Here is an 11,740-nt window from a genome sequence, read left to right on the forward strand (position 1 = left end):
ACGTCGACACCGAATGAGGACGCCCGCATGACTGCTTTCGACGTACGTATCGGCATCAATCCCTTATCGTGGATGAACGACGACCTGCCTTCGCTCGGCGGCGAAACGCCGCTCGACGTCGCGCTGACCGAAGGACGCCAGATCGGCTACCAGGGGTTCGAGCTCGGCAACAAGTTTCCGCGAGAGCCACAGGCGTTGAAGACGTTGCTCGCCCAATACGAACTCGCCTTGGTATCCGGCTGGTACTCCGGCCGGCTCGCGCGACGCAGCGTGGCGGAAGAAATCGCCTCGGTCGGCCCGCACCTCGACCTGCTCGCGCAGAACGGCGCGACGGTGATGGTCTATGGCGAAGTCGCCGATTCGATTCAGGGCGCGCCGCAGCCGCTGTATCAACGTCCGCGTTTTTTCAGCGACGCGCAGTGGGCTGCATACGCGGCACGCGTCGACGAATTCGCGCGCTACACGCTGAGCCGCGGCGTACGGCTCGCGTACCACCATCACATGGGCGCGTATGTCGAAACGCCGGCTGACGTCGACCAGTTGATGTCGCGCACGAGCGACGCCGTCGGCCTGCTATTCGATGCGGGGCACATCACGTTTGCCGGCGGCGATCCGCTCGCGGTACTCGACAAGCACATTGGCCGCGTATGCCATGTGCACTGCAAGGATGTTCGACCGGCGGTGATGAAGCTGGCACGCAATCGGAACTGGAGTTTTCTCGACGCCGTGATCAATGGCGCATTCACGGTACCAGGGGATGGCGCGGTGAATTTTGCCGCGCTCATCGATCGCTTGAAGCGGCATGGTTACCACGGCTGGCTGGTGGTGGAAGCGGAACAGGATCCGGTGGTGGCGCCGTCGTACGAGTATGCGGAGAAAGGCTTTCGGACCTTGCGGGCGCTGGTCGATGCGCCGCTTGGCGCCGGTGACGAGACTGAGCGGGAGGCGGCATGAGTTTATTGGTGAAGGCGCAGCGCGAGGGCCAGACAATCGCGCGGGTGACGCCGGAGTCGGCGTGCTGGCGGTACGTGGGGTTTGCTGCATACCGGCTGGGCGTGGATGAAGTCGTGCATGTTTTCGAGCCGTCCCGCGAGGTGTGTATCGTGGTGCTGATGGGTGCGGTGGATATTGAAACGGCGGCTGCCAGATGGAGTTCGCTGGGTTCGCGCGATAGCGTGTTCGAGGATTCCGCGCCGTATGCGGTGTATTTGCCGCCTGGGGTGCGGGCGACGGTTCGCGCCTGCCGCGATGCGGAGGTTGGCGTGGCGAGTGCGCCTGGCAAGGGCGCGTATCCGGCGAGGTTGATCGAACCTTCCACGATGAAGCGCTCCACGCGCGGCAAGGGGCTGAATACGCGATACGTATGCGATATTCTTCCGCAGACTGAGCTTGCGGAGTCTTTGCTGGTGGTTGAGGTTCGGACTCCGGGTGGACATGCTTCCAGCTATCCGCCTCATAAGCACGATACGGATAATGTGCCTCATGAGAGTTCTCTCGAAGAGACTTACTATCATCGGCTCGATCCGCCGCAGGGGTTTGCTTTTCAGCGTGTGTATACGGATATGCGTGATATCGATGAGTCAATGGCGGTTGAGAATCACGACGTCGTGATGGTGCCGCGTGGGTATCATCCGGTTGTTGTTCCCTACGGGTATGAGTCTTATTATTTGAATGTGATGGCGGGCGCTCAGCGCGTGTGGCATTTTCGTAATGATCCTGCGCATGAGTGGATTATTAATAAGGATAGTTGATGGTTTTTCCTGCGGAGCAGGTGAGTTTTTGGATGCCTATGGCGTTGGCGTTCGCCTGACCTTTTGTTGCCCGCGTGGCGCTTGTTTGTTCGTGTTTTTGTGGCGTGGCCTTTCCTTGAGCTGGTTGCCTGCGCGGCGCTTGTTGTCTGGTTGCCTACGGCGTTGGTCTTTGCTTGAGCTGGTTGCCTGCGGCGGTGGGTTTGTCTGGTTGCCTACGGCGTTGGCCTCTCCTTGTTTTCTTAGTGGTCTATTAGCGTCGCCCCTGTGCGGGGCGGCACTTACTTTCTTTGCCGCCGCAAAGAAAGCTAAGCAAAGAAAGCGGCTCACACCGTGAGCTCATAAGCGGGTCCCCCGCACAGTTACGGTAGTGGTGCATCTGGAATCTGTGCCCTCGCACATTCGGCGTGAGTGACAAGGCAGTCATACTTCCCGCCTCGCACTACATGCTCGCCGGAAGGGTCATCAGAAACATTGGGCTTTGCTTGCGCTCGTTGGGAGCCATCGGCTGTGAGTTCGAGAACGCGTCGGGCGGTTTCAAGAAATGCGCGCCGACACGCAACGCCGCCGGAAGTATGACGGCGTTGCGAAGAGAAACAGATGACTGACAGAATCCAAGCGAAGCCGCTGATCCCCCTCACGGCCGAGGAAACCGCAGGTTCTCGATGAACCTTTCCGGCGAGCACGTAGTGCGAGACGGGAAGTATGACGGCCTTGTCACTCACGCTGAATGTGCGAGGGCACAGATTCCAGATGCACCACTACCGCGACTGTGCGAGGGCCCCGCTTATGAGCTAGCGGGTTGAGCCGCTTTCTTTGCTTATCTTTCTTTGCGGCGGCAAAGAAAGTAAGTGCCGCCCCGCACAGGGGCGACGCTAATAGACCACTAAGAAAACAAGGAGAGGCCAACACCAAAAAAGCACAGACAAATAAGCGCCACGCAGGCAACAAGATCAAGCAAAGACCAACGCCGTAGGCAAACAACCAAAGCGCCGCGCAGGCAAAAAAACCAGACTATCTCCTAACCCCAAGATCCACATCCAATCCCCCATCCTCCCCCATCCTCACAGTCCCTTTGGCAACATCCTTCCGATACCCATAAAGATCAAACTTCATCACCCCAGGATTGGAACTATCCTTAATAAAAGTCCTCGCATTCGTGACCAACGAATTAAACATCTTCACATCACCCGACTCGATCCAGACAAAACTCTTCCCAGCGCCAGCAGGCGCCCTAACAACTGCAACAGCACTGTCCCGCTTGAACTTCAACACCAATCCTTCATCAGTCACAGTGGCACTCGCCAGCCGCCCCTGCAAAACCGGTGGCGGAAACACGGTGTACTGATCGAACACCAGTTCGTTCCCCCTCAACGCAACACCCTTGCGCGTAAACGGCGTCAACGACGCCAACGGAATATCCAGCGCCCGCAACAACCCCGCCTGCGGCACACCCAGCACCTTCACCGAGGTCGGTTCATAAACAAGATGCCGCTCATCCTTCGCCACGATCGTGCCGCTCATCGTCGTCGGCAACCATACGCCTGGAAAGTGATTCCACAACTTGATGCCACCCGTCACTTCCAACTTGCCCTCCACTGGCTTCAACTGCAAATCGTTCAGCGAACGCGGCGCGTAATCGAGCAGATAATCATTGAACAACGCCGCCATCGCAGGCCACGGCTCGATCACCTCGCCGCCAATGATGCGAATGTCGTACTGATCGGGATCGTCGAGATCGACCGGTTGACCCGGCTTCTTCGCCACCATCTGGGCATCGAGCGAACGCACATGAAAACCAATCCGGCCCGCTACGTAGAAGTCGACATTCTCAACGTGAATCAACGGCGCAAATCCCAGCGAATGCCGCTCGTCGTCGATCGCGGAGCCCGGTGTCGCCATGCTCCGGCCGGAAAACGCCGCGCGTGTGCCGACCGGAATCGCGCGCGCAACCGATGCAGTGCGCAACGTCTGCGGCACGTGTTGCCACACGAGACGCGCCTGCGCGAGCGAAGCCTGCTGCGCGCGAATGAAGCTGTCGTTAAAGCGAGCGCTCGCACTGCCCGTCTGCACCGGCGCATCTTTCGCAGCGCTGGCCAGCGTCGTGTATGACGGTAGATGGACGTCCAGTGCACCGGCCTCGTCGAAGGTAAAGTAGCCGGCCGCCATCTGGTCGCGGTAGTGATACAGATCGAGCACGAACGGCGCGTTCGTATCGAGCGGCGTCAGCGCCATGTCGATGTTCATCGGCATCGAACGCATGAACTTCACGTCGCCGCCCTGCACCAGCATGCCGCGCGGCGGCATCGTCGCGGGCCAGTCGATTTTCTGGACCGTGCGGTCGTCAAGTGTGAAGCGCACGCCTGCCGCACTGGTGTCGATCCGCGTGATCGTCATGCGTAACGCGGGCGGCGGTGTGAGTCTGGCCACCTGCATCACGACGTCGTCGCCGTCCAGACGCGCAATCGGCGTGTCCACTTTCAACAGGTCGGCCATCTTCACGTGCGCGGCCTGCATCAGCTTGTCGGCACCGACGCCGGCCACCTCGACGTGCCCGGCGTGGAATACGAGGTCGTCGGCATTACGCATCGACAGCGACCCAATCAGCACGATCGGCACCCACGTGTCGCGATGCATCTCGCCCGTAATGCGCAGCGTGCCGCCGTCTTGCGGCACGACACGCATGTTGCGCAGCGGCGAGCCCTGGTACTGGAACAGATAGAGGTTGAAAATCGCCGTGAGTTTGGCGCTGTCGAGCGTGACCTCGCCGCGGTGAACGTTGATCGTCACGCTGGTTGGATCGTCGAACACGATCGGCTGGCCGGCGCGCACCGGCGTCAGCGTCGCCGCCATGTCGTGAATCATGAAGCCGATGTCGCCGGTCACGCGAAAGTCGACATCGCGCGCGAACATCAACGAGCCGTCGATGCCGGAGTCGCGCAGCGTCAGCGGACGGCTGCGCGTCTCGGTCATGCCGCTCGCGGAGGGGACACGTAAAGCGACGCTCTGTTCGGCAGCGAGTTGTTTGGCTTTAGCGACTTCCAGCGAGGGACGCGGTTGAGAGGCTGGCTGGTCGCCTCCCGCGGTGGCGTTGGTGGCGTTGGTGGCGTTGGTGGCGTTGGTGGCGTTGGTGGCGTTGGTGGCGTTGGTGGCGTTGGTTGCGTTGGTTGCGTTGGTTGCGTTAGTGGCGTTAGTGCTGTTCGCAGCTTTTACGACACCGTTCCTGGCCTCGGCGGGGAGCGCTCCATCCGGTTGCGATTTCGCAGTCAGCGGACCATCGTCGCTGCTCGTGGCATGCGCGGCAGCACTGGTCCGTGTCGACGGTACTGAAGCCGCATCACCCGTCGTGGAACTCGCATCGGCGCATGCGGACATCAATAGCGCCGCCGTCATCAGCGCAGCACCCGCACTACCACGCGCGCGCCACGTCTCCCCGAGCGGTGCCCGCGCCATTCGGAACGCCAACATACTTTGAAGAAGCGGTCGCCGCCAAAGCAAGGGCTCAGTCCGCACGTCGTCAGCCGATTTTCCGCTCGATGCGTCCGTCTGTTTCATGCTGTCTCCTCCTGAAGCCGAGGCGCGTCTTTCGCGCGTCCGGCACGGCATGGTCCGTCGCACATACGTCGGCTTTAAACACCGTCCCGCCGTTGCGCGCCTTTGACTCGATTGTCTTTTTTTGTCAGCTCGCTGCCGACAAGATTTCTGGAGGACGCTCACCAAACGATCAAGCGTTTGAATCGCTGCAGCGAGTCATTGGAAAGCCCCATGCTTCGGGCTTGCGTGGTCTACGCGCAAACGGGATTCAAACAGCATTCCGCAAGCAATATGAGCACGCAACGAGGTGCGCTCGCCCTTCACCCCGCGTGACGGGGCGCATCAGGACAGCAAAGTAGTCACAAATTCGAATGCGGCGCTGCAATACAACCGCCGCGAGACACCCTTCAAAAACGCTGGAGCAAAAACCACAAGACGACACGAAAGAAGCAGCAACGACACGCAAGCTATGCCACGCCTCGGCTAACCCACGCCGAGCCATTCCTGCATCACGTCCGGCCGCTTCAGAAACGATGCAAGCGCGTCATCGAAGACAATCTCGCCATGTCCCATCACCGCCACCCGGCTAGCGATGTCTTGCGCAATCACCAGCCGCTGTTCGATCAGCAGCATCGCCACGCCCCGGTCACGCAACATCCGCAGACATTGCGCCACCTGCCCGATCACCTGGCTGGCGAGGCCCTCGCCCGGTTCGTCGACGACCAGCAGGTCGGGATCGCCGAGCAATGCCCGGGCAAGCGTCAGCATCTGCTGTTCACCGCCGGATAGCGCGCCAGCGCGCGTGCGCTTTCTTTCGCGCAGAACAGGAAACAGTTCATAGGCGTCGTCGAAGGCAAAGCGCGGGGCGCGCCCGCGAGCCCGCGGCGCCACCCCGAGTTGCAGATTCTCGTGGACGCTCAGCGTCGGAAAGACGTCGCGATGTTCCGGCACGTAACCGAGCCCCAGGCGGGCGATCTCGAAGGTGCGCAGCCCGCTGAGCGCATGGCCGGCAAAACGCAACTCGCCCTCGCTGCGCACGAGGCCCATGATCGCGCGCGCCAGCGTCGAGCGTCCGGAGCCGTTGCGCCCGGCCAGTGCGACGACTTCTCCTGCGCCGATCTGCAACGACACGCTATGCAAGGTCTGGCTCGCGCCGTACCACGCGTTCAGTTGTTGAATGTCGAGCAAGGCGGTCATGGGCGGAAGTCGTCGCCGAGATAAGCGGCGCGCACCGCCGCGTCCGCGCGAATCGCCGCCGGCGTACCGGTCGAGATGATGCGTCCTTGCACCAGCACTGAAATCCGGTCGGCAATCGCGAATACAGCGTCCATGTCGTGCTCGACCATCAGCAGCGTGCGGCCCGCGGTGGCCGAGCGAATCAGCTCGATGGCGCACGCCGCTTCGGCGCGGTTCATGCCCGCGGTCGGTTCATCGAGCAGCAAGGTATGCGCGCCACCCGCGAGCGCGAGGCCGAGATCGAGCGCGCGCTGCTCGGCATAACTCAGTGTGCCGGCCTGACTATGCCGGCGCGCGCTCAGCCCCACTGCATCGAGTACCTGTTCGGCGCGTGCATCGACCGTGCGTGAGCCGCTGAAACGCTGCCACCAACGCGTGCGGTCGCGCTCGGCCAGCATGGCCGCACAGCGCAGATTGTCGAACACGCTCAGGCGCGCGAACACACTGGTGGTCTGGAAACTGCGCGCGAGGCCACGGCGCGTGATCGCCGCCGGCGCGAGTCGCGTGATCTCCGCACCGAACAGATCGATGCGCCCGGCGCTCGGACGCGCGCCACCGGCGATCAGATTGAAGAGCGTCGATTTGCCGGCGCCGTTCGGTCCGATCAACGCATGGCGCTCACCGGGCTCGATCGCCAGATCGACGCCGCGCAGAATCTGCGTGGCGCCAAAGCGTTTTTCGATGCCGTAGAGCGCGAGGGCCGGGATCATCGTGCGTCTCCGGTGAGCGGCGCAGCACTGGCGCGAACCGCGAGCCGTGCTTGCGCGCGACGCGCGTAGCGCGCCGCGAGTGCCCCCGTCACGGCCAGCATGAACACCGCGCCGCCGAGCCAAAGTGGCGACGAGCCCGTCGCCGGCGGCACGCCGATCACGGTGAAAGCCGCGCCATCGTCAGCGCCGAATTGCACGGCATAGGCCCACTGCACCGCGAGCACGACGGCCAGCGTCCACAGCACTGCTGAGGCCACGCCCCATAGATAAGTCTTGCTGCACACGCGCCAGCCGTAATCAGAAAGGCGTGCCGTGTGCCGTTGCACGAAGCCCGCCAGTCCATCTGGCGAAGCCACCACGATCACGATGAAGAACAGCCCCAGATAGAACAGCCAGGCGCGCGTCACACTCGCCACCGCGACGCTGAAAAACGTCAGGACGATCGCGCCGGCGACCGGCCCGAAAAACGCCGCCGTACCGCCGATCACCGTCGCGATCAGCACGGCGCCGGAGCGCATCATGCCGACGCTTTCCGTCGACACCAGTTCGACATTGATCAACGCCAGGGTGCCCGCAAGGCCCGCAAAAAACGCCGACATCACCACCACGCCATAGCGCACGCGCCGCGGGTAGCAGCCGATCGCCGCCGCGCGCGCCGGATTGTCGCGCACGGCGTTGGCGAGCCGCATGAACGGTGTGCGCGACAACGCGAACATCGCCACGCTCGACAGCACGCACCACAACGCGATCAGCGCATACGCTTCGCGTGCCGGGCCGAAATTCCAGCTTGCGAGCATCGGCCCGCTCGCGCGATCGATCGACACGCCGGCCTCGCCGCCGAACCAATCAGGCAGTGTCCACGCGGCCGCCGCGACGAGTTCACCGATACCGAGCGTAATCATCGCGAACGCCGTTCCGGCACGCCGCGTCGACACGAAGCCGAACAGCACGCCGCACAGCGCGCCGCCAAGGCCGCCGATCAACGGCAGCAGCACGAGCGGCACGCCGATGCGGTTGAACACGTGCGCCGCGATCAACGCGCCGAGGCCGGAATAAGCGGCATGACCGAAGGACAGCAGCCCCGTTGCGCCGAGCAGCAGGTTGTACGAGAGCGCAAAGACGATCATCGTCGCGCTCTGCGCGAGATAGGCGAGCAGCCAGCTTTGCGGCCAGACAAAGGGCGGCACGGCGAGGAACAGGACCAGCGCGAGCCACGGTGCGGCCCTGCGCGGCATCGAACGGGACGTGGCGGCCGGCATCACGAACGTGCCGGGCGGCTCACGCATGATCGTCTCGCCGGCCGAACAGTCCACGCGGCCGCAGCGCCAGCATCGCGACAAGCAACAGATAGGGAATCAGCGGCGCGAGTTGTGCGAGTGTCAACGCATCCCATTCGGCCGGCAGCGCGCCGCCGAACGCCCATGTGAGATCGCCCAGCGAGACGTCGCTCGCCACCGCAAAGGTCTGCACGCAGCCGACGATCAATGACGCCGCCAGCGCCCCGCTCAACGAACCCAGGCCGCCGATCACGACCACCACGAACACGATCGACCCCAGCGATTCCGCCATCGCCGGCTCGATCACGAAGAGCGGCGCGCCGATCACGCCGGCCAGCGCGGCGAGCGCCGTGCCCGCCGCGAACACGCCGGTGAACACGCGCGGCACGTTGTGGCCGAGCGCCTCGACCGCGCTCGCATGCGTGAGCGCGGCGCGCACGATCAGCCCCGCCTTCGACACACGCAGCACCGCATAAAGCACCGCCAGCATCGCCAGCGACACGGCCATCATGAAGGCCCGATAGCGTGCGAAGGCCGCCCCGTAGACGGTGAACAACGGCCCGTCGAGCACGGCCGGAACTGTCGCACTAAGCGGACTCAAGCCCCAGCCGAGCTTGACCAGCTCGCCGAGCAGATACGCGGCGCCGAACGTCAGCAACAATTCGGGCAGATGACCGTACACCCGCACGTGGCGCAGCAGCCAGCGCTCCAGCGCCGCGCCAAGCAAGCCTACGACGAGCGGCGCGATCACCAGCGCACTCCAGAATCCCGCATGCGCCGCCACCGAAAACCCGACGTACGCGCCGAGCATATAGAAGCTCGCGTGCGCGAAATTCAGCACGCCGAGCATGCTGAAAATCAGCGTCAAACCTGCCGACAGCATGAACAGCAGCAGGCCGTAACTGACGCCGTTGAGCAGATTGATGACGAACGACTGCACGCGCCTAGTCCGCCTGCATCGCGACGGTTAGGGGCTCGAGCGCCGCGCGCAATGCAGCGGGCAGAGTCACCGGACGACGCGTGAGACGGTCCACATACACGTGCACGAAATGGCCTTGCGCCGCGGGTTGATCTTCGCTTTCCTTGAAGAGGCCCACCTGGTAGCGCACGCTCGAGCTGCCGAGCCGCACCACCCGCAAGCCCGCTTCGACCCGCTCGGGAAACACCAGCGGCGCGAAATAATTGCATTGCGTCTCGACCACGAGGCCGATCGTCGCGCCGTGCTCGAAGTCGAGCACGCCGGCACGAATCAGATACTCGTTCACCACCGTGTCGAAGTAACTGTAATAGACGACGTTGTTGACGTGACCGTAGACATCGTTGTCCATCCAGCGCGTGGGGATCGGCAGGAAATGCGGGTAAGCGCTGCGCGGGGCGGCTGTGGGTTTGTTCATCGTGATGGGGTGTGGTGGATGGCCAAACTCATGGGTGTAACTGAGCGGGGGAACGCATTAGCGTAATTTACTGCCCCGGCCTTTCGACAAATTCGAACGGCAGCCCGCGCCGCCGCATCCATTCGCCGAGCGCCTGCCCAGTGCCCGCGCGCCACGGCCGCAGTTTGGCCGGCTCGACCAGCCGGTATTCGAGCAACTCGGGCGACAACGCCACCGTGCCATACGCCTTCACGTGATACGCGATGATCAGCTCGTTCTTGCGGATGAATTCGTACACGCCGATCAATTCGACGGTCTCCGCATGCAGCGAGGTTTCTTCGAGCACCTCGCGGGCAATGCCCTCTTCCGGCGTCTCGCCGTTCTCGAGGAAGCCGGTGATCAGCGCGAACATGCCTTCAGGCCATGCGGCATTGCGCGCGAGCAGGATCCTGCCCTCGTACTCGACGATCGCGGCCACCACCGGCAGCGGATTGTTCCAGTGGACGTAGCCGCACTCGTTGTCGGGGCAGATCTGGCGGATGCGGCCGCCTTCGTGTGCCGCATCGGCGCGCTCGATCAAAGGCGTGGCGCAGCGCGGACAAAATTGGTATTCGGTCATGGCGTGGGGAGCGTCTCTTATGTTTTAGTCGTGCAGTGGATGCGGTTTCACGCCGCGCACAGCTCGCGCACTTGCGCGGCGAAACGCTCGACGGTTTCCGGCTGCGTGTCCCAGGCGCACATCAGCCGGCAACCGCCCGCGCCGATGAACTCGTAGAACTTCCAGCCGCGCGCGCGCATTGCCTTGGCGGCCTGCGGCGGCAATTGCGCAAAGACCGCGTTCGATTCTCCTGGAAACAGGATGCTCACGCCGGGAATTTCCTGCAACCGCGTTTGCAGCAAGTCGGCCATTGCATTTGCATGGCGCGCGTTGCGCAGCCAGACATCGTTGTCCAGCAGACCGAGCCACGGCGCGGAGATGAAGCGCATTTTCGACGCGAGCTGGCCGGCCTGCTTCAGGCGGTAGGCGAAATCGTCGGCGAGCGCGCGGTCGAAGAACACCACCGCTTCGCCGACCGGCAAGCCGTTCTTGGTGCCGCCGAAGCACAGCACGTCGACGCCCGCGCGCCACGTGATCTCGGACGGATGCACGTCGAGCGCCGCGACCGCATTGGCAAACCGCGCGCCGTCCATATGCACCTTCAGATGACGCCGTTTGGCAATCGCCGCGATCGCGCGCACTTCTTCCACGGTGTAGACGGTGCCTACCTCCGTCGATTGGGTCAGCGTGACCACTTTCGGTTTGGGGTAGTGAATATCGGCGCGGCGCGTGACGACCGCTTCGATCGCATCGGGCGTGAGCTTGCCGCCGATGCCGGGTGCCGTTAGCAGCTTCGAGCCGCCGGAGAAGAATTCCGGGCCGCCGCATTCATCCGTTTCGATGTGCGCGAGTTCATGGCAGATCACCGAGTGATATGACTGGCACAGCGACGCCAGCGCCAGCGAGTTGGCAGCCGTGCCGTTGAACACAAAAAACACTTCGCAGTCGGTCTGGAACAGGTCTCGAAGACGGTCGCAGACCTGGTTGGTCCAGGAGTCGTCGCCGTAAGCCGGTTCGTGGCCGCTGTTGTTGGCGGTGATCAACGCTTCGAGCGCTTCGGGACAAATACCGGCGTAGTTGTCGGACGCGAAATGTTGCATGGAGGGTGGCGCGGCCGGCGACGGGCGCGCTGAGATGACGGAAAGCGGTCATTTTAGTGCGCCGGCGGGTAATTTGTTTTTCGGTTTGCGGGGGTTGGCGGGGTTGGCGGGGTTGGCGGGGTTGGTGGGGTTGGTGGGGTTGGTGGGGTTGGCGGGGTTGGCGG

At 63.1% G+C, this 11,740-nt stretch carries 10 protein-coding genes; 2 read left to right on the forward strand and 8 right to left on the reverse strand.

The window, feature by feature from the left end:
* Positions 1 to 27 precede the first annotated feature (27 nt).
* A complete protein-coding gene (gene iolE, locus QOC89_RS17450) occupies positions 28 to 954 on the forward strand; it encodes a myo-inosose-2 dehydratase (protein WP_323046168.1) in 927 nt (308 codons plus the stop codon).
* Positions 951 to 1,751 (forward strand): 5-deoxy-glucuronate isomerase, encoded by an 801-nt coding sequence (iolB, locus tag QOC89_RS17455; RefSeq protein ID WP_323046160.1) that lies wholly within the window; start codon positions 951 to 953, stop codon positions 1,749 to 1,751. Before iolE ends, iolB begins: the two co-directional genes overlap by 4 nt.
* Positions 1,752 to 2,762: 1,011 nt before the next feature.
* Here the strand turns inward: iolB and QOC89_RS17460 are convergent.
* The 8 genes from QOC89_RS17460 to QOC89_RS17495 all read right to left on the reverse strand — a co-directional run bounded on the left by QOC89_RS17460 (position 2,763) and on the right by QOC89_RS17495 (position 11,576).
* Positions 2,763 to 5,201, reverse strand: a complete 2,439-nt coding sequence (locus QOC89_RS17460; protein ID WP_323046161.1) for a hypothetical protein — start codon at positions 5,199 to 5,201, stop codon at positions 2,763 to 2,765.
* Positions 5,202 to 5,765: 564 nt separating this feature from the next.
* Positions 5,766 to 6,479 carry an ABC transporter ATP-binding protein gene (locus QOC89_RS17465; protein ID WP_323046162.1) on the reverse strand — a complete coding sequence of 238 codons (714 nt, stop codon included), beginning with the start codon at positions 6,477 to 6,479 and terminating at the stop codon, positions 5,766 to 5,768.
* Positions 6,476 to 7,228: an ABC transporter ATP-binding protein gene (locus QOC89_RS17470; protein ID WP_323046163.1), complete on the reverse strand. Its 753-nt coding sequence runs from the start codon at positions 7,226 to 7,228 to the stop codon at positions 6,476 to 6,478. The genes QOC89_RS17465 and QOC89_RS17470 overlap by 4 nt, the downstream gene beginning before the upstream one ends.
* Positions 7,225 to 8,514 carry a branched-chain amino acid ABC transporter permease gene (locus QOC89_RS17475; protein ID WP_416340412.1) on the reverse strand — a complete coding sequence of 430 codons (1,290 nt, stop codon included), beginning with the start codon at positions 8,512 to 8,514 and terminating at the stop codon, positions 7,225 to 7,227. Before QOC89_RS17475 ends, QOC89_RS17470 begins: the two co-directional genes overlap by 4 nt.
* The gene (locus tag QOC89_RS17480; protein WP_323046164.1) at positions 8,507 to 9,445 is read right to left on the reverse strand and encodes a branched-chain amino acid ABC transporter permease; all 939 of its coding nucleotides are present in this window, start codon (positions 9,443 to 9,445) and stop codon (positions 8,507 to 8,509) included. Before QOC89_RS17480 ends, QOC89_RS17475 begins: the two co-directional genes overlap by 8 nt.
* A 4-nt stretch (positions 9,446 to 9,449) precedes the next feature.
* Positions 9,450 to 9,899: a thioesterase family protein gene (locus QOC89_RS17485; protein WP_323046165.1), complete on the reverse strand. Its 450-nt coding sequence runs from the start codon at positions 9,897 to 9,899 to the stop codon at positions 9,450 to 9,452.
* A 67-nt stretch (positions 9,900 to 9,966) separates the two neighbouring features.
* Positions 9,967 to 10,497 carry an NUDIX domain-containing protein gene (locus QOC89_RS17490; protein WP_323046166.1) on the reverse strand — a complete coding sequence of 177 codons (531 nt, stop codon included), beginning with the start codon at positions 10,495 to 10,497 and terminating at the stop codon, positions 9,967 to 9,969.
* A gap of 47 nt (positions 10,498 to 10,544) precedes the next feature.
* Positions 10,545 to 11,576: a low specificity L-threonine aldolase gene (locus QOC89_RS17495; RefSeq protein WP_323046167.1), complete on the reverse strand. Its 1,032-nt coding sequence runs from the start codon at positions 11,574 to 11,576 to the stop codon at positions 10,545 to 10,547.
* Positions 11,577 to 11,740: the final 164 nt, after the last annotated feature.

Source organism: Paraburkholderia sp., from assembly GCF_034668105.1.
GTDB lineage: Bacteria > Pseudomonadota > Gammaproteobacteria > Burkholderiales > Burkholderiaceae > Paraburkholderia.

Bases quoted from the DNA above. Each gene is read 5' to 3' on its own strand.
- QOC89_RS17470 (WP_323046163.1), bottom strand. From the start codon at position 7,228: ATGATCCCGGCCCTCGCGCTCTACGGCATCGAAAAACGCTTTGGCGCC.
- QOC89_RS17495 (WP_323046167.1), bottom strand. From the start codon at position 11,576: ATGCAACATTTCGCGTCCGACAACTACGCCGGTATTTGTCCCGAAGCG.
- iolE (WP_323046168.1), top strand. From the start codon at position 28: ATGACTGCTTTCGACGTACGTATCGGCATCAATCCCTTATCGTGGATG.
- QOC89_RS17490 (WP_323046166.1), bottom strand. From the start codon at position 10,497: ATGACCGAATACCAATTTTGTCCGCGCTGCGCCACGCCTTTGATCGAG.
- iolB (WP_323046160.1), top strand. From the start codon at position 951: ATGAGTTTATTGGTGAAGGCGCAGCGCGAGGGCCAGACAATCGCGCGG.
- QOC89_RS17465 (WP_323046162.1), bottom strand. From the start codon at position 6,479: ATGACCGCCTTGCTCGACATTCAACAACTGAACGCGTGGTACGGCGCG.
- QOC89_RS17460 (WP_323046161.1), bottom strand. From the start codon at position 5,201: ATGGCGCGGGCACCGCTCGGGGAGACGTGGCGCGCGCGTGGTAGTGCG.
- QOC89_RS17475 (WP_416340412.1), bottom strand. From the start codon at position 8,514: ATGCGTGAGCCGCCCGGCACGTTCGTGATGCCGGCCGCCACGTCCCGT.
- QOC89_RS17485 (WP_323046165.1), bottom strand. From the start codon at position 9,899: ATGAACAAACCCACAGCCGCCCCGCGCAGCGCTTACCCGCATTTCCTG.